Source organism: Candidatus Epulonipiscium viviparus, assembly GCF_030708075.1.
GTDB classification, from domain to species: domain Bacteria; phylum Bacillota; class Clostridia; order Lachnospirales; family Cellulosilyticaceae; genus Epulonipiscioides; species Epulonipiscioides viviparus.
Genome location: NZ_CP117982.1, coordinates 2,502,669 through 2,520,185, shown reverse-complemented (window position 1 = coordinate 2,520,185; position 17,517 = coordinate 2,502,669). Strand labels below are relative to the sequence as shown.

Below are 17,517 nucleotides of genomic sequence, written 5' to 3'. Positions count from 1 at the left end.
TATTACTAAAAATGTAGTTCTGTTCTCTGTATCAAATCCTTTTGTAGTGGCTTTCCGAGCTCCACAAAATATGCGCTATACCCGGCCACTCGCACTAGCATATCCTTATACTTCTCTGGATTTTTCTGTGCCGCACGCATTGTTTGCGCATTCATTATATTAAATTGCACATGCATCGGATGCCTCGACAGGTATTCGTCTATAAAGCTTACCAGATTATCTCTGCCCTCTGTCCCTGCAACAGCTTCTTGCGGAAATCTCAGATTTAGTAGAGTCCCATTTGTCGCTAGGCTATGATCTACTTTTGCCACCGAATTTGCTATTGCTGTTGGTCCGCATATGTCGTGAGAGCCGCCATCGGTGTGCACCGGCCCCATATTATCCGAGATTGCTTCTCCCTTAAATCGGCCATCCAGCGATGCGTTAGTAAACATCCCCATTCCAACATTTGCGTTTACAGAATATACACCAGGACTATAATTTCCTCCGCGTGGATTTTTTCTGCCATTGATATTGTTGCAATAAGTTTCGAACATAAACTTAAACAATTCATCTGCATACTCATCATCGTTGCCATAATGATGCACTTTGGATCCATTCACTATAGCGTACAACTTTTCATGCCCCTCCCAGTTATCCTTAACAGCTTGTAGTAACTCGGCACCTGTATATTTCTTTTCATCAAAAACTAGTTGCTTTATCGTTGCAAGGCTATCTGCACAAGTCGCGATTCCACTTGCTTGCGGCCCTGTTCCGTTGTATTTGGCACCGCCCTCACTTAGATCTTTTCCTGTTTCTATACAATTGCTAAAGAAAGCCGAAATATATGGCGTTGGCTTGCAAACTCTATGCGCTTCGTCGATAATATTTAGGCTGCTACACATTTGATCGCACCAATAATCGAATTGCTTTTCTACGCTTTCTAAAACCTGTTCAAACGTTTCGTATGTCTCCAGAGTTCCTGTATTTGGCCCAATTTGCTTATTGAACACTCCACCATCTAAGCATTTTCCACCATTTATTACCATTTCCATCATTTTTGCTGTATTCACATATGCCGCATCGTGCCAACCAAACTCCTGCCCTGGTAAACTCGGCTCAACGCAGCCTACAACTACATACTCTCTTGCTTCTTCTAGAGTCATCCCTTTTCTCATCATCGCTTTAATCGTAGGCGCATCATTAAACAGTTTTGGATGTCCGTATCCTGCCCTAATACATTCCACAGCTTTCACTTTCAACTCATACGGTGTGTTCTCATGCATACGCACACAAACCCAAGGATTCATCATTCGTGTATGCGCGGAGCCCTCCAATATTAACATTGTCAAATCGTTGGTTACATCGTTTCCGTTTTTATCAATGCCGCCAATCGTTAGACTTTCTCCACCAAAACCTCGGCCATTTCGCACCAATACAGTTCCTTTATCCTTAAGTTTTGTTGGGTTATTCATCTTTACAAACTGCACTTCCAAAATTTCTAATGCAAACTCTTTCGTTAGATTTCCGCTGCGCATATCCTGTTCATAAATTGGGTGCAGCCATTGATCCATTCGTCCATATGATATCGAATGCCCATTGCTTTCTATTTGTATCAGCGTCGTTGCAAAATTGAATAGTTGCACTGCCTGCCAAAATGTTTTTGGTGCTTCTCCCGCAATAGCATAGCAATTTGCCGCCATCGCTTCCAACTCTCTCTTGCGACCTTCATCCTTTTCTGCAATAGCACTTTCCTCTGCTAGCTTTGCGTATCTCGCGATATATTTCTTTGCGGCCTCCAACATTATTATCATCGCATCATAAAAATCTCGCTTATCTGCATACTCAGGATCTTTTTTCGATAATTTTTTACGCGCTGCCGTCGCTTTGTTGATTAACCCGTTATAGCCCTCTTTCATCAAAACGTCATAATCCGCTGCCAAGTGGCCAATGCCCGCATATTGATATACGTTGGTTTGAAACACCTTGTCCCCAACTTGCGAGCCCACCGTTTGCGATTCCTCGAGCCTTGCGGTAACCGCATCGTCTACAGTTTTGCCTTCCCAGTACCTGCAAAGGGCCACTATTTCTTCTCTATCGGAATCATTTCTGATATAAAATTGATCGTTTGATCTTTCTTCAAATGGTGAATGTAATATTTCGTCTATAATCCATTTTACCGAAAATTCTGGATAGATCGGAGACGCCTTTGCGGGCGCTGCAATTTCGCCCAAAATTAGATCTTCGTCATAAATATATAACTGCGTGTTCAGCAAAATATTTTCGAACGCATACGCACATTGAAGTTTTCTAGGTTTATCTTCATTATTCTGATACGCTTCCGTTACTAATCGTAATCTTTCAACATCCACATCATATGGTCGATCCAAAAACTTTTGCCTAAGATGATTAACTCTCGGAAATGGTGACCAATCTTCATGGTTGACTTGATACCCTAAACTATAGGTTTGATCAAAAGGTTGTGTTCCAACTGCACTCATTATATTCACCTCTAAAATTTGATTTTGTTATTCTTTCTCCTTAGTCCCCACCACGCAATGTATCCCTCGAGAATTCATATACTCTGCTATTTCGGCAACTACCTTCTGAAAAGCCGTTCGATTCACATCGATATTTTTATATGGCATTCCCAGTGACTCATATTTTTCTTCTCCCAGATGCATAAAACTTAACAACTGTAGCGTTCTAATGTTATTACTCATTTCATTTAGTATAAAATCTGCCGTCGCTTCCACATTGTCCGTATCTTCATTTACGTTTGGAATAACAGGTATCCGCAAAATAATTTCCTTGCCTGTTTGACTCAATTTTTTGAGATTCTCCAAGATCAGCTTATTACTAACCCCCGTAAATTTTTTGTGAACATCTGCCTTCATGTGCTTTATATCTGCAATAACCATATCTGCATACGGCAATACCGCTGCCACATTTTCCCATGTCACATACATGCTTGTTTCCACACACGTATGGATGCCCTCATTTTGGCATTCTCTAAATACCGATGCCACAAATTCGCTTTGCAGTAGTGGCTCCCCTCCCGAAATTGTAACTCCGCCACCAGAGCGCTGATAATAGCCCTTATCTTTTAAAATTTCTTTCATGCATTCTTCTATATTTATAATCTTGCCCCATTGCCTAATCGCTTCTGTCGGGCATGCTTTGGCACATTCCAAACAGCCAGTACATTTATCTCTGTCTATAGACTGAATTTTTCCGCGATTAAAAGTCAGTATGTTTCCTTGAGGGCAAGCCTTTGCGCAATCTTCGCACTTAGCAATGCACTTAGTTTTGTATACTCCCACCTCCAACTTTGGCAACAGCCCCTCCGGATTGCTACACCATTCGCATCGCAAGGGGCATCCTTTCAAAAATAGTTCTGTTCTGATGCCTGGCCCATCGTGGATTGTAAAATGTTGAATATTAAAAACTATGCCTTGCATTTCAATCTCCTCCTACTAAAAAATTGTTATCACTCCTGCAATAAATAGCAGAATATATGTTATTTTCATAAATGTTTCCTGATTCATCTTGTGATACAACTTTGTACCTATAAACATTCCTCCAAACAATATGGGCGTTCCTATCGCTAAAATTTTTAGCAGCTCTCCATCCCATAGGCCCATCCTGATATCATCTGCAAGTATTACAGTATTTAGGAATATCCACACCGTCGAAATTGTTGCTCTAAAAACTGTCTTGTCTTTAATTTTCTCACTTAAGTAGCCTATTAATATAGGTCCTCCTGCAACAAATATCCCGTGCACAATACCTGCAAACACCAGCAACGCATTCGATTTTATTGCGCTCGTTTCTTTATACTCTTTTTTCTTGATAAACAACCCCTTAATTGATAAGTAAATTATAAATATTCCTAAAAATATCATTAGAACTCTTTCGTTTCCAACAAATAGAAATTTTATGTATATTCCCGAAAATATTCCCACCAGCATGATCAACACAATTTTTCGTAGCTCTTTGTAATTTACGTATTTGTAATTATTTACCAATACATAAAATCCCGAAAATATTGCCAATACATTTAAAACTGGTCTTGCCACATCTATTCCTACCAATTCAATGGCAAAGGGCATTGCAAGGAGAGTCCCCGCAAAGCCCGTAATTCCATGAATGATATGAGATAGAAGAATAACCACAAAAAATAAACCTGTTGTTACAACTTCACTCATTTATTTCACCTCATATTTGATTGCCTTAAATATTGCCGCCGACTCCTTTTTATAAAATACTGGTGGATAGCCCAGCTCCGCAGCAACTGTGTGATACCCTTGCGTATATTCTTTCTCGGTCCATAGATGAACCCATTGACCTTTTGGCAGATACACCTTCCAGTCACTTCTATTGCTTTCATATACCGGCGCCACCAGCAGATCTTCTCCTAGCAAATAGGAGAATTGCTGTTCATATGCCACCTCATCATCTGGATAATGCATAAACAGTGGTCGTTGCACAGGAATTCCCTTTTGCGCATTCTCTGAAACAGCAGCTTTGATGTAGTCTTTTAACATTACATGTACATCCACAAGCCTAGCGAATCTTGCCATACAATCTTCATCATCATAGTACTGAAAATTGGTCTCCGGTCTGTTGCCCTCATGAGTTCGCATCACCGGAGTAAATGCCGCCATTTCTGCCCATCGCAAAAACAGTTCTTTGTCTCTGGTGTTCTCAAATAGCGAAGTATACCCGCCTATATCGCTGTGAGATATTCCGCAACCTGTCATTCCAGCTGAGAGTGCGGCCACAACCGTCGATGCCAACCCATCGTGTATCGAAAAGTCCACCGACTGATCTCCTGCCCATAGCAATGGGCAATACTTTTGCGATCCTGCTCCTCCCGCTCTCATAAAATATACGATCTCTCCTGTTTTTTTGGCTTCTGCCACAGCGTCATAATTACACTTTGCCCACAACACTGGCCAATGGTTATGCTCGATCATAGCGCTCTTTCCGCTATATAATTTGATATCATCGGTTGGCAAATATTCTCCAAAATCGGCCATCCAGCCATCCATTCCAATATCTATCGAATACTTCTTGATAACATCATCTTTAAACCACGCGTATGCTGCAGGGTTTGTGAGATCCACTACACCGCAATCGAATTCTCCAAAATCTACCAAATACTCCGACCCATCATGCTTGGTTGCAAAGTATCCTTTATCTTTTCCTTCTTTATAAAGCGGTCCGTCATTCACTAGATACGGATTAACATAGCCCAGAAACTTAATATTTTGCTTATGCAGCTCCGCAATCTTTTTAGGCAACTCAGGATACATCTCTTTATGATATTGCCAATTCCATTGCAACCGCTTTCCAAACGAAGTCACTCGCTTACCGCACCAATCTTGAGCCCATACAGCAGCAACCTTAATTCCATGCTCGATCGTTTTATCGAGTAATCCAAAGGTACGATCTGTTCCACCCTGTAGACCCAAAATCACGCCATTATAAATCCAGTCTGGAAGCTCTGGCTGCCTACCTAGATACGCAGTAAGTTTTTCTACCAAATCCAAATAGCTCGATCCACCCTGAATCACAATCTGCTTTGGCACCTCCCAAACTGCCACTTCCGTAAACGCATCATTCTTAAAATTAAAATCAGCATAGGCAGTAGAGTCTACGTGCAGAAAATACATATTTGACGACACATACGTCGGCTGCGGAAAGTTCGTGTTGTAATAATCTCCCCCAGCTTTGTTCTCAACATCGGAACGCCAAGTTATATAGGTCGATTTGTCCCTACCCACTCCGGGCTCCGAAGTAAATATCGGAAAGTTTCTTCCTTTTAAATTGAGATAAGACATCTGCTCGCCCAATCCAAAAATCTTTTCATCTGCAGTAGAATTGAGCCTAATAAAAAACCTGTTCAATGCCATATTGATTTGCGTAAAATCTAACGTTACTTTGTCGTAGGTAACAGTCACATATACCTCTATCTGATCATCAAAATTTAGCCTATAATTGCCATTTTCTTCCACAATCTGCGTCAACTTCAGCCTATTGCGCTCGATCAAATAGTCTGCAATATCAAAATTACCCCTATACATTTCAACTGTTTCTTCTCCCACTCCTGCAAATAGCATTGGAGAGTCATCCGTATGCTCTAAAATTATATGCCCATTATGCGACAAGCTAAACTCGCTATTTACTACCATCTGTTCACCCGCCTATATTTAATATTTCAGCTCTTTATTTTCGCCCAGCAATCCGATGTGCGCTCCCGCCTTTACAAGTGGCTCTCTATCTTTATGCGCAATGACCCACTTGTTTTGGAATAACAAAATTTCGTCTTCTTGCGAGACTGCTTCGGTTTTTTTGAACGTTGTATCGTTCGTTCCTTTTAATAATATTACGACATCCTTAAACCCAGAGTCGCAAACCTTGCAAGGCGACAGGTGCAAAGTAGTTTGATACATTTCTAACGCGGTGCCTTTTGGAACAAAGAACACCTCCGCATCTTCCACTTTAAACGTGTTATCTACCATATCCCATGTATGACCTAGTACTAGCATAAAATCTGTTACTGCAATATTGATTTCGCTACATTTATGATATTCGAAGCCGTTGTAGGTACTGTTTTTGCCATTACAATATCCGATTTGAATGTCCATTCCACCATAGAACGTATTTTTCAGTGTTTTATATATAGGAAATTTTTCCATTTCTGCTACAGAAGCAACGTAAATATTGCCCTCTGCAGGCACCTCAGTTGTAGCCATAAAATCTAGCAGATCAGTAAAATCGTAGCCATCCAATATTTTTCCGTACGTTTTAAAATCACTGCTCGTTACATCTTTGACTTCTACATCATTTAGTGAATTCAGCTTAGCAATCATCTACTCACCTCGTACAGTTTTTATTGTCGCAGAAAAATCTTCTTTGCCGTAGCCTAGCTCTAGCGACTTATCGTAAACTGCCTTCGCCACTTCAACACCTGGCACATTTACCGCGCACTCTGCCGCCAAATTTACGCATATATCAATATCTTTTGCCATATTTTCTACAGAGAAGGCAGTGGTAAAGTTATTTTCTGCAATAGGCTTTGCTTTCGAATCGAGATAAAAATTTTGACCACCGCCATAAGAAACTGCGGTTGCATAATCTTCTACAGAAATATTATTTTTCAGAGCTATTGTTATAGTTTCGTTCACACCATTTTGAATTTGAGAAACGAGCGCATTGTGAGCAACCTTCATTACCAGGCCTTTTCCGTTGTCGCCAAGGTGTATTGTGTTGTTGCCCATATATAGCAAGATAGGCTTCACCTTTTCGTACGTTGCGATGTCTCCTCCGACATATATTCCGAGAGTTGCCGAAATTGCAGCAGCCTTAGACTTAACCACTGGCGCATCTATAAATTCTGCCCCAGTTGCCTTAACAAATTTTGATATTTCTATAGAAACAGATGGATCTATCGTGCTCATGTCAATACAAATTTTGGTGGCATCTAACGCGGGTAAAATTTCGGTATATAATTGCTTTGAATGCTCTGATTTTGGAACCATAGAAATGATTAGATCAGATTTTTTTGCCAACTCTACTGCGTTATCACATGGGATCGCCCCTTTAGATTTTAGCAATGCCACTTTCTCCGCAACATAGTCGAATACAAAAACTTCGTCATCGTGTTTTTTAACGATATTTTCGCTCATGGACTCTCCCATTATTCCAAGTCCAATAAATCCTATTTTCATAATAGTTAACTCCTTTTACTAATTTTATTCTGTAATTGTGTTATCCCATGCAGCAATAAAAGTGTCTAGTCCCTGGTTTGTAAACGGATGTTTCATCGCATCTTTGTAAACGTCTAACGCGGTAGTAACGATATGCGCCCCCGCAACGGCACATTCTACGATTTGCTTTGGATTTCGAATGGCGGCACAGATTATCTCAGTTTTATATCCAAATTTATTATATATAGTTACAATATCTTCAATATACTTTTTACAATCTTCACCGTTTGCCTCTTTCCAACCTATAAACGGAGACATAAATAACGCATTATTCTTTGCTGGCAAAATCGCTTGAGCAGTAGAAAATACGAGAGTTACATTTGTTCTGATACCTTCTTTTTCCAACTTTCTTGACGCTTCTATTCCTGCCGCAGTTGATGGAATTTTAATAGCAAAGTTCTCGGATATAGCTGCAATTTTTTTAGCTTCCGTAATCATATCTGCCGCATTATCCAGATGCGGATTAATTTCTACCGAGATTGGAAATCTATCGATACCCTCTAAACCTTCTTCTTTAACCCAGTCGGCCAATTCTTTGACTACTGTTAAAAACGGTTTGCCACTAAGTTGAATATGTCTTGGGTTTGTGGTTACCCCATCGATTCCAAACGTGTTATATGCTTCTTTAATTTCTTCAATTTTTGCGCTATCTAAAAAATATTTCATAATTGCCTCCAATTCATCATATTTACTATCACAATTAATTAATTCTATTAACTAAAGCAATATTACCACAAGAAAATATTTCCTGCAACTATATTTTTCTATTTTTTCGTTTTTCTCTATTATCACTAAATATTATTACTAAAATTTGTGTACTATTTTTAGTGATATACCCTATAAGTAAATACGTTTTATAACAATCTTATTTGTAAATGTTCCCAAAAATATGATATACTTATCAAAATTTGTAATATTAAACCAAAAATACAATTTATTCAGAAAGGAATTTTGGAATGAAAACTCCTCAATCAATTATCAATAAACGCCGCAACGATATTATAAAATATTTAAAAACCACTCCTGCAATAAGCAATGATCAGCTATCTAAGTTACTGAATACCTCTCCTCTAACTATTCGACGCGATCTCAAATATCTCGAAGAGCAGCACCTCTTAATTCGGCATTACGGTGGCGCCACACTAATCTTACCTCCTTCATATTCTTCCGAGCCCAACAAACTCTCTAGCAATAAAGAACGCATTGCTCAATATGCCGCGACACTAATTCAAGAAGATGATATTATCTTTATCAACTCGAGCTCTACTGCTTTAAATATTTTGGACTATATAAATGACAAACATGTTATAGTTGTGACTAATAATGGAAATATCTTGTCCAAAAACATTCCTTATAATATAGAAGTTATGCTTACCGGAGGACAAATCAATCCTGGCAAACAATCGATGATTGGAGACTTTGCTACACATATTTTAAAAAATATCTCTGCCTCCAAATGCTTCCTCGGAGTTAGCGGCATCGATTATAACACTGGCATCAGTACCGCCATTATGCAAGAAACGCAAATCAACAAAGAAATGATTTCCCAAACTCAGGGTAGCATCTATATCGTTGCCGAAAGTTACAAAATACTAAAACCCAATAATTTTTCCAGCGGCTCTATCGACCAGATTTCTTGCTTAATAACTGACTCCGAAATCACAGAGGTTGATCGTAATGGATTCGAAAAAGTAAATATACCTGTAATCATTGTATAATTTCACGAAAAAAAATGCTGTTATAGATATATCTCTAGGAATTTTGTCTTTTATGAGCGTTTTTATTTTTTCATGAATTTTTTTAGAATATATTTAATTTTTTTATCTATTTTTCATTTTAAAACTTATCTATTATTCATAAAATTACGATAGCATCTAAAATTAAGTTGACAAACAAACATAAGAGCCTTAAAATATACATTACAACGTTCAATACACTTAATATTGAATACGGGATATGTATTACATATCAACTAGTTAGTTTTTTGAGCTTTAACATCTAATTATGCGGAGGGAAAATATGAGCAAAGTTAATGAAATTACCAGAGAAAGTTGGATTTTGAGCACGTTTCCAGAATGGGGCACTTGGTTAAACGAAGAGATCGACGAAACAACTGTTCCAAAAGGTAGCGTCGCGATGTGGTGGCTTGGATGTACTGGATTATGGCTCAAGTCCGAAAGCAATGCCAACGTATTAGTCGATTTGTGGGTTAAGACCGGCAAGCGCTCTCACGGAGATGGCCTAATGGCGCCTGGGCATCAGCATAGACGAATGATTGGTTGCGAAAAATTACAACCTAATTTAAGAAATGTCCCTTGTGTTATTGATCCTTTTGCAATAAAAAATTTAGACGCAGTGTTGGCAACGCATGACCATGGCGATCACATCGACGAAAATGTTGCCGCGGCAGTGATTCAAAATTGTTCTGCAGATGTTAAATTTATCGGGCCAAAATCTTGCGTTGACCTTTGGCTCAAGTGGGGCGTACCTGCAGATAGATGCGTTACCGTTCGTCCTGGAGACAAAATTCAGGTCAAAGATATAGAAATCGTTGCATTAGATTCTTTTGACAGAACAGAATTAGTTACTGCTCACGGGCACGCGGTGGGAGCTCTCACAAATAACATGCCACAAGATATGGATGATTTGGCAGTAAACTATTTATTTAACACACCTGGAGGAAACGTGTATCACTCTGGAGATTCACACTACTCTAACTACTTTGCAAAACATGGGAATGACTATAAAATCGATGTTGCCCTAGGCTCATTTGGCGAAAACCCTAGAGGAATGACCGACAAATTGTCTGCAATCGACATCCTTAGAATGGCGGAGTGCTTAAATACCCAAGTGGTTATACCTATCCACCACGACATCTGGACCAATTTTAAGGCCGACCCTGCAGAAATCTTAACTTTGTGGGAAATGAGACGCCACAGACTGCAATATGCTTTTAAGCCATTTATATTAGAAGTTGGCGGAATGTTTATGTGGCCACAAGACAAAGATAAACTGCAATATATGTATGACAGAGGTTTTCAAGATGCGTTTTCTCATGAGCCAGACCTTCCGTTCCGTTCCATGTTATAGAAAGGAGTCGTTATGATATTAAAAGAGTTAGTAGATGCAAAAAGATATTCTTTTCACCAAAAATTTGATAGCTGGGAGGAATCTCTATTTGCTTCAGCGCAACCACTGATCGACGAAGGTGCTATCGAGCCTAAATATATCGAGGCCATGATCGAGTCCGTTAAGAAATACGGACCATATATCGTATTAGCACCTCACATTGCCATGCCACACTCTCAAGAAGGTGCCGAAGGAGTTAACCAAACTGCTATTTGCTTTATGAAGGTTGAGCAACCTGTTTCGTTTGAAGCGGGCGATCCCGACAAAGATGCAGAGCTGTTTTTTGTGTTGGCTTCCGAAAACAATGACCAACATATGGAAAATATGCAAAAATTGGCAGAACTCTTAAGCCTTGAGGACTTTACAGAAAAGATGTTGGAAGCCAAAAATGTAGAAGATTTGCTAGAATTGGATCAATACTTTGCGGCGCAACTAGAGGAGTAACCCATGCTAATAGCTAAAAAAGATGACATCAAACTAATTGTTTGCGACTTAGATGGTACACTTCTAAACAATCAAAACGAAATCAGCGATCGCACCAAGCGCGCATTGCTAGACTGCCGAGCACAGGGAATCAACTTGTGCTTTGCCTCTGGCAGAAGTCAAAATATGCTTGATTTATACGAAAACATATTGGGTGGTTGCGACTATGTTATATCTCAAAACGGTGCCATCATCACCAAGGGCCGCGACACGCTATGGAAGATTCCCATACAACCTGCTCCTGCGGCACAAGTTTTTGACTATATAAAAAGTAGGCAACTCCAATTTATTATATATACCGCAAACAAAGTATACCTCACTGCAAACTCTCCAAAACTACTGCAACGATTTAGCAATTATACAGCGCTTGCACTCAAGCACAACTTTGTTGCACACTTCGATCTCACGGAACTTGAACACAATCACCCTTGGCCGGCAATAGCAGATACCTTCAAAATCATCGTTGCCGAAGAAGATCACGAAAAAGCACGAGACTATTTCGACTTTATAGCGCAAACAGTAGGCGTATGTGCCGAAAGCACCGGCTATGGCTTAGTGGGAGTATTCGATAAAACTGTATCCAAAAAGGTTGCCGTACTTAAAGTACTAGCAGACCTAAATCTTACGGCAGATAACGTATGTATCTTTGGCGACTACGACAACGACCTAAGCATGTTTGACTGCGCCACACACAAAATAGCAATGGGCAATGCTCAACAAGTTTTAAAAGATGTTGCGACTTTTGTTACATATACAAATGATAACGATGGGGTGGCAAAATATTTAGAACTACTGTTAGAAAATTATTAATAAACAAACAGAGGTGAATTAATGGAATATATTTTAAATTTATTATTGGAACAAATTTTTGGTCAATCGTTTATCCTCATGGGCATAGTTGTGTTTATCGGATACAAAGCCATGGGTCAAAACTTCTCAAAATCCTTTATCGGTTCAGTCAAAGCTGGAATCGGTATTTTGATTATGGGAATGGGCTCTGGTGCATTGATCGCAAACTTCAACAAGCTTTTAGATGCCATGACATCTGCAACTGGAATGAATGGCGCAGGACTCAATACATACCCAACAATGACAGCTGGTTTCGAGGCCATGGACAAAATCTTAGGCACTGGCACCGGCGCTAGTTGGGGAATATATACACTTTTAGTAGCATTTCTCTTAAACCTAACTTTTGTAGCCTTACAAAAGTACACCAAAATTAGAGCCGTGTTTCTAACTGGAAATATTATGCTGCAGCAATCAGCAGTGGCCACTTTTATTGTATGGCGATTTTTAGATTTGGGCATGATCCCAACAGTATTGATCGCTGCATCAGTTACCGCAGTATATCAAGGCGTTATGTCAACCCTACTCATTAAGCCAACCGACGAAATAACTGGTGGAGCAGGGTTTACTATCGCGCATCAGCAAATGCTTTTTAACTACATCGCCTATAAAGTGGCTCCAAAATTGGGTGATCCCGAAAAAGATGACATCGAAACAAAGAAATTACCAGAGTCTGTTAATATACTTCAAGACAGCGTTATAGCTACGGCTTTAATTATGGCAATCTCAGTTGCCGCAATTTTCTTGATAATCGGCGGTGAAGAAATCGATCAATTGCGAGTTGGGTTTGGTCAAACCGTATTGCACAACGACTTTATCTTTTTGCTATGGGTTTCACTAACGCTTACTGCGAACATTGTGGTTTTGCTATCTGGTGTACGTATGTTTGTTGGCGAGCTTATGCTATCGTTTCAGGGTATATCGCAAAAACTTCTTCCAGGCGCAGTTGCAGGTGTGGACTGTTCTGCTATCTTTGCTTTTGCTCCAAAATCGGTAGTGTTGGGACTAATCGGAGGAACCGTTGGGCAATTAACCGGAATATTGTTATTATTTTTATTTAACGCACCAATATTTATTGTTCCAGGATTTATTCCATTGTTCTTTGATAATGCAACGATTTCAATTTTTGCAAACAAGTTTGGCGGATATAAAGCGGCTCTAATTATAACTATTATCAATGGCGTAATACAAATTTTGGGCTCTGCCGCGGCCATTGCCATGACCGACTTGGCATGGTGGTTTGGAAGTTCGGACTGGGCAACAATTTGGACTACAATCGTATTTATATTCCAAAGCATCGGTCAATTATTAGGCATTCCAATAGCAGGTTAATCTCTACATAGCTCAGCATCATTGCCGCTGGGCTTAAATTTGAAAGGTGGAAAATTATGTTAAATATTTTATGTGTATGTGGAAACGGTATGGGAACTAGTACTTTATTAAAAATCAATGTCAAAAAAATATGTACTCAACATGGCATTGATGCCAATGTAGATTCTTGTGCTTTTGGAGAAGCCATGATGTTTATAGCCAACACAGATATAGTATTAACAAGCCCTGAGTGGTCGTCTATGCTACCTCCAAACAAGGCCGTTATTGCAGAAACCAAAAACCTTGTGGATATTAAAGGTGTAACGGCAGTGTTGCTAGATGTAGTGAAAAACAACTTTCCAGCAGAAATGAAATAGATAAAAAAAATGGGGTGGGGATAACATGGTTGCTAATTATTTAATATGTTTTGTGCTTATTGCTGTCGTAATATTTGAAATCTATTATGTTATACGACGAAATCGGTTGATCAAAATTAAGGGCAAAGACGATCTCGTTACCTTTACGATGATAATATTCTTTGCGATGCTATTTTTTCCGATGGAAATGGACCAAACGATTATAGAAAGTCTTCGAAATACACTGGCTTTTGTTGCAATATTTGGCAGCGTTGGTGTGTTGCGCGGCTTTTCAGAAACTGGCTGCGAAAAGTTTTTTTATCATATTGATTGGTGCGATATAGAACAAATCACAATTCACGAACATCAGGTTAACAAGGCTTGCATGATAGTCTATTCACGAAAATTTAAGCACAAGTTGTTCTTCAACAAATACAAAATTGTTCCTGCAATAAGATATTTGCAATCCAAAAATATCAACGTATTAATCGATAACAAACTAGAAAATTATCTCATCACCCTGCCTCAGTGAAGCCCCTGTTTTTTAGGAGGCTTTCTTTATATATTAATATAAATAGAAAGAAGGTTTATAATGCAAGCAAAGAAAATTAAGACTCATCACCTAGACAAATGCTATTCTATCGCCCCTCTGGAATATTTAGGCAAAAAGCACATCTTAGTTGCAGCCGAAAAAATCAACCGATGCCTAATGTTCGACTTAGACGGAAATCTCGAGGATACCATTTGGGAAGAACCCGGTGGCACTATGTCTATGGTGCAGGTGCCGAACTCTGATGGAGTATTTTTAGCTACACACAAATTTTACTCACCTAACGATTCTAAGGAAGCAAAGATTATGGTCGTTTCTCCTTCTGCAGATGGCTGGAACATCCAGGTCCTTGCAGAGCTTCCGCATGTGCATCGATTTGATATAATTTCTCGCGATGGACAAAACTACCTTGTCGCAGCGACGCTATGCTCTGGTCGCGATTTTAAAGATGATTGGGCCCACAAAGGCAAGGTCTATGCTACAAAATTGCCCGATGATCTGTCTGCTTATAACAAAGATAATCAACTGCCTTTGGATGTGATACAAGATGAGCTATTAAAAAATCATGGCTACTTTAGAGGAAGCGAAAACGGCTATGACTATTGTGTTGTAGGCACCGAAGACGGCATATACAAAATCGTTCCTCCTGCAGTGGTGGGAGCAAAGTTTGAAATTATTCAGCTGCTAGATTCTCCTGCAAGCGATATGACTTTAGTCGACTTAGATAACGATGGGGAGCTCGAAATGGTAGTATTTTCTCCTTTTCATGGCAGCAATCTCGACGTCTACAAATTAGTAGATGGTAAATATTCCAAATTTTGGAGTTTTGATAAGCCATTTGAATTTGCACATGCCTTATGGTCTGGCAAAATCAACGGTCAACCTGTTGCTATACTTGGGCATCGCGAGGGTAACAAGCAGCTTATAGCATTGTCAATGACAGCCGGAGCTATCGAAATATCAGTATTAGACGATGCCACCGGAGTTGCCAACACTTTTGCTTACCAGAACAATGACAAAACATATATCGTTTCTGCCAACCGCGAAATAGACGAAATTGCTTTTTACGAGGTGATTTAATATGCAAAAATACTCACTTGGTTTATATGAAAAAGCGATGCCAAACAATCTAACTATACGCGAAAAGCTAGACTATGCCAAAAAAGCCAACTACGACTATATCGAGCTCAGCATAGATGCATCCGAAGATAAAATCAACCGCATCTATATGTCAAAAGCCGAGCGACTCTCTATCATCCACGATATGTACGAAACAGAAATTACTATCGACTCTTTCTGCGTTTCTGCACTCACAAAATATGCGCTAGGAGACCCCGACGACCGCATCAGTTCTCGGGGTATAGAAATCATCACAGGGGCAATTGCCCTAGCAAAAGATCTGGGAGCGAGAATTGTTATGATCCCAGGCTATGATATATATTTTGGCACCTCTACTGCCCAAACTCGAGATAAGTACATACACAATTTGCGAGTAATAACCGATCAGGCAGCAAAGTATGGTGTGTGCTTGGGCTTTGAAACTATGGAAAACGAGTTTATGAATACCACCCAAAAAGCGGCAGAATATGTCAAAATCATAGATTCACCGTATCTACAAATTTATCCCGATAGCGGCAATATCACCAACGCCATCAAAACATATGGCACCGATTTTGTTGATGACATCACCACTGGGCATGGGCACATATTGGCACTGCATCTCAAAGAAACGGTTCCCGGAAAATTTAGAGAAATTCCATATGGAACGGGTCATGTGGATTTTGCAAAAGTAATATCTGCTGCCTGGAAGCTGGGCACTCGCAAATACGTAACCGAGTTTTGGGACTTGGGCAAAGAAGATTGGTTTGCCGACATCGTTGCCGCAAACGAAATGATGAGAAATTTATTAGATAGAAATTAATTTGCTATACGCAGAATGGAGTAGAATATGTTAGAAAAATTGAAAGAAGAAGTATATCAGGCAAATATGGATTTACCAAAATATGGTTTAGTCACCTTTACTTGGGGCAATGTTTCTGGAATCGACCGCGCAAGTGGATACTTCGTGATCAAACCATCTGGTGTTGCATATGACGATTTGACACCAGCAGATATGGTTGTTGTAGATTTAGACGGAAATACGGTGGAAGGCAAATACAATCCATCATCCGATACGCTAACGCACGTTGAGCTCTACAAACGCTATCCTGAAATCGGCGGAATAGTTCACACTCATTCGAGAATGGCTGTCGCGTGGGCCGCAGCTGGAAGAAACATTCCCAACTATAATACAACACACAGCGACTACTTCTATGGCGATATTTTATGCTCAAGAAGCTTAACACAAGAAGAAATCGAATCTGCTTACGAAAAAAACACTGGTCTAGTTATTATCGAAACCCTCGACAACTTTAACGTCAACCCTATGCATAACCCAGGAATTTTATGTACAAACCACGGACCTTTCTCCTGGGGCAAAGATGCTCACGAGGCTGTTCATAACTCAGTAGTGTTAGAAGAAGTTGCTGCCATGGCGTTTAACGCAGAATTTTTAAACCAAAGCATTCAGCCTGCCCCTAGTTATATTGTCAACAAACATTTTATGCGCAAGCACGGACCAAACGCATACTATGGCCAAAAGTAATATATCTCAAAGACTCTGCAGTGGCTTATACTGTGGCAGTCTTTTTTTATAGACCAAAAAGGACCTACAGCATATTCGCTGCAAGTCCTAAAATGGAGGTGAGGGGAATCGAACCCCTGTCCGAAAGCCCAAAAGGCGTGGTCTCTACCATTATATTCATTATATTAACATTCCCTCTACTAGGCACCTAATGACAGGTTCAAAGCTTTAGTAGCTTCATAAATACAGCTTGTGAGCAAAGCTTAGCACAAGTCGTTCTCCGCTCGTTGGCGTTTCTTCTAGGCTAGCGGATTATCCTAGAGAAACGAGCAGCATTACGCTGCTAGTGCAAAATTGTCTTCTGCGTTTAATTTAACGTGTCCTCTTTTTACGTAGTGTAGACTTCCTACGAATGGCTGCCCCAACAGATGTGACCCCCGTCGAAACCAGTACACCCCCAAGGTA

General features: G+C 39.8%; 17 protein-coding genes and 1 other RNA gene. 10 read left to right on the top strand and 8 right to left on the bottom strand.

What is annotated here, in order from left to right:
* Positions 1-5 precede the first annotated feature (5 nt).
* The 7 genes from hpfG to PCY70_RS10520 are packed head-to-tail and all read right to left on the bottom strand — an operon-like array spanning position 6 to position 8,420.
* Entirely contained in the window at positions 6-2,480 is a 2,475-nt protein-coding gene (hpfG, locus tag PCY70_RS10550; protein WP_305767322.1) for a (2S)-3-sulfopropanediol dehydratase, read from the bottom strand.
* A 27-nt stretch (positions 2,481-2,507) separates the two neighbouring features.
* A complete protein-coding gene (gene hpfH, locus PCY70_RS10545) occupies positions 2,508-3,440 on the bottom strand; it encodes a (2S)-3-sulfopropanediol dehydratase activating enzyme (protein ID WP_305767321.1) in 933 nt (310 codons plus the stop codon).
* Positions 3,441-3,455: 15 nt separating this feature from the next.
* Complete coding sequence (locus PCY70_RS10540; RefSeq protein ID WP_305767320.1) at positions 3,456-4,187, bottom strand: sulfite exporter TauE/SafE family protein; 732 nt, start codon at positions 4,185-4,187, stop codon at positions 3,456-3,458.
* Positions 4,188-6,176, bottom strand: a complete 1,989-nt coding sequence (locus PCY70_RS10535; protein WP_305767319.1) for an alpha-glucosidase — start codon at positions 6,174-6,176, stop codon at positions 4,188-4,190. It lies immediately after the preceding gene.
* Between the two features lie 18 nt (positions 6,177-6,194).
* Positions 6,195-6,857, bottom strand: a complete 663-nt coding sequence (locus PCY70_RS10530; protein WP_305767318.1) for a DUF4867 family protein — start codon at positions 6,855-6,857, stop codon at positions 6,195-6,197.
* Positions 6,858-7,715 (bottom strand): NAD(P)-dependent oxidoreductase, encoded by an 858-nt coding sequence (locus PCY70_RS10525; RefSeq protein WP_305767317.1) that lies wholly within the window; start codon positions 7,713-7,715, stop codon positions 6,858-6,860.
* Between the two features lie 24 nt (positions 7,716-7,739).
* On the bottom strand, positions 7,740-8,420 hold the full coding sequence (locus PCY70_RS10520) for a transaldolase family protein (protein WP_305767316.1): 681 nt from the start codon (positions 8,418-8,420) through the stop codon (positions 7,740-7,742).
* 290 nt (positions 8,421-8,710) lie between these two features.
* Here PCY70_RS10520 and PCY70_RS10515 point away from each other — a divergent pair, with 290 nt between their 5' ends.
* From PCY70_RS10515 to PCY70_RS10470, 10 genes are all read left to right on the top strand, one after another.
* Positions 8,711-9,472 carry a DeoR/GlpR family DNA-binding transcription regulator gene (locus PCY70_RS10515; protein ID WP_305767315.1) on the top strand — a complete coding sequence of 254 codons (762 nt, stop codon included), beginning with the start codon at positions 8,711-8,713 and terminating at the stop codon, positions 9,470-9,472.
* Positions 9,473-9,773: 301 nt separating this feature from the next.
* On the top strand, positions 9,774-10,844 hold the full coding sequence (ulaG, locus tag PCY70_RS10510; RefSeq protein WP_305767314.1) for an L-ascorbate 6-phosphate lactonase: 1,071 nt from the start codon (positions 9,774-9,776) through the stop codon (positions 10,842-10,844).
* 12 nt (positions 10,845-10,856) lie between these two features.
* A complete protein-coding gene (locus PCY70_RS10505) occupies positions 10,857-11,327 on the top strand; it encodes a PTS sugar transporter subunit IIA (RefSeq protein WP_330696980.1) in 471 nt (156 codons plus the stop codon).
* 3 nt (positions 11,328-11,330) lie between these two features.
* A complete protein-coding gene (locus tag PCY70_RS10500) occupies positions 11,331-12,176 on the top strand; it encodes an HAD family hydrolase (protein WP_305767313.1) in 846 nt (281 codons plus the stop codon).
* Positions 12,177-12,197: 21 nt separating this feature from the next.
* Positions 12,198-13,544 carry a PTS transporter subunit IIC gene (locus tag PCY70_RS10495; RefSeq protein ID WP_305767312.1) on the top strand — a complete coding sequence of 449 codons (1,347 nt, stop codon included), beginning with the start codon at positions 12,198-12,200 and terminating at the stop codon, positions 13,542-13,544.
* 56 nt (positions 13,545-13,600) lie between these two features.
* Positions 13,601-13,900: a PTS sugar transporter subunit IIB gene (locus tag PCY70_RS10490; RefSeq protein ID WP_010166728.1), complete on the top strand. Its 300-nt coding sequence runs from the start codon at positions 13,601-13,603 to the stop codon at positions 13,898-13,900.
* 25 nt (positions 13,901-13,925) lie between these two features.
* Positions 13,926-14,411 carry a hypothetical protein gene (locus PCY70_RS10485; RefSeq protein ID WP_305767311.1) on the top strand — a complete coding sequence of 162 codons (486 nt, stop codon included), beginning with the start codon at positions 13,926-13,928 and terminating at the stop codon, positions 14,409-14,411.
* 60 nt (positions 14,412-14,471) lie between these two features.
* Positions 14,472-15,509, top strand: coding sequence for a hypothetical protein (locus PCY70_RS10480; RefSeq protein ID WP_305767310.1), 1,038 nt, complete (start codon positions 14,472-14,474; stop codon positions 15,507-15,509).
* A gap of 1 nt (position 15,510) precedes the next feature.
* On the top strand, positions 15,511-16,350 hold the full coding sequence (locus tag PCY70_RS10475; RefSeq protein ID WP_010166738.1) for an L-ribulose-5-phosphate 3-epimerase: 840 nt from the start codon (positions 15,511-15,513) through the stop codon (positions 16,348-16,350).
* Between the two features lie 27 nt (positions 16,351-16,377).
* Positions 16,378-17,073: an L-ribulose-5-phosphate 4-epimerase gene (locus PCY70_RS10470; protein WP_305767309.1), complete on the top strand. Its 696-nt coding sequence runs from the start codon at positions 16,378-16,380 to the stop codon at positions 17,071-17,073.
* Positions 17,074-17,163: 90 nt separating this feature from the next.
* Here the strand turns inward: PCY70_RS10470 and ssrA are convergent.
* Positions 17,164-17,511, bottom strand: a transfer-messenger RNA (tmRNA) gene (ssrA, locus tag PCY70_RS10465).
* Positions 17,512-17,517 lie beyond the last annotated feature (6 nt).

Coding starts and splice junctions, on each gene's coding strand:
- PCY70_RS10540 (WP_305767320.1), bottom strand. CDS start 4,187: ATGAGTGAAGTTGTAACAACAGGTTTATTTTTTGTGGTTATTCTTCTA.
- PCY70_RS10535 (WP_305767319.1), bottom strand. CDS start 6,176: ATGGTAGTAAATAGCGAGTTTAGCTTGTCGCATAATGGGCATATAATT.
- PCY70_RS10470 (WP_305767309.1), top strand. CDS start 16,378: ATGTTAGAAAAATTGAAAGAAGAAGTATATCAGGCAAATATGGATTTA.
- PCY70_RS10475 (WP_010166738.1), top strand. CDS start 15,511: ATGCAAAAATACTCACTTGGTTTATATGAAAAAGCGATGCCAAACAAT.
- ulaG (WP_305767314.1), top strand. CDS start 9,774: ATGAGCAAAGTTAATGAAATTACCAGAGAAAGTTGGATTTTGAGCACG.
- PCY70_RS10530 (WP_305767318.1), bottom strand. CDS start 6,857: ATGATTGCTAAGCTGAATTCACTAAATGATGTAGAAGTCAAAGATGTA.
- PCY70_RS10495 (WP_305767312.1), top strand. CDS start 12,198: ATGGAATATATTTTAAATTTATTATTGGAACAAATTTTTGGTCAATCG.
- PCY70_RS10500 (WP_305767313.1), top strand. CDS start 11,331: ATGCTAATAGCTAAAAAAGATGACATCAAACTAATTGTTTGCGACTTA.
- PCY70_RS10485 (WP_305767311.1), top strand. CDS start 13,926: ATGGTTGCTAATTATTTAATATGTTTTGTGCTTATTGCTGTCGTAATA.
- hpfG (WP_305767322.1), bottom strand. CDS start 2,480: ATGAGTGCAGTTGGAACACAACCTTTTGATCAAACCTATAGTTTAGGG.
- PCY70_RS10505 (WP_330696980.1), top strand. CDS start 10,857: ATGATATTAAAAGAGTTAGTAGATGCAAAAAGATATTCTTTTCACCAA.
- hpfH (WP_305767321.1), bottom strand. CDS start 3,440: ATGCAAGGCATAGTTTTTAATATTCAACATTTTACAATCCACGATGGG.
- PCY70_RS10525 (WP_305767317.1), bottom strand. CDS start 7,715: ATGAAAATAGGATTTATTGGACTTGGAATAATGGGAGAGTCCATGAGC.
- PCY70_RS10480 (WP_305767310.1), top strand. CDS start 14,472: ATGCAAGCAAAGAAAATTAAGACTCATCACCTAGACAAATGCTATTCT.
- PCY70_RS10490 (WP_010166728.1), top strand. CDS start 13,601: ATGTTAAATATTTTATGTGTATGTGGAAACGGTATGGGAACTAGTACT.
- PCY70_RS10520 (WP_305767316.1), bottom strand. CDS start 8,420: ATGAAATATTTTTTAGATAGCGCAAAAATTGAAGAAATTAAAGAAGCA.
- PCY70_RS10515 (WP_305767315.1), top strand. CDS start 8,711: ATGAAAACTCCTCAATCAATTATCAATAAACGCCGCAACGATATTATA.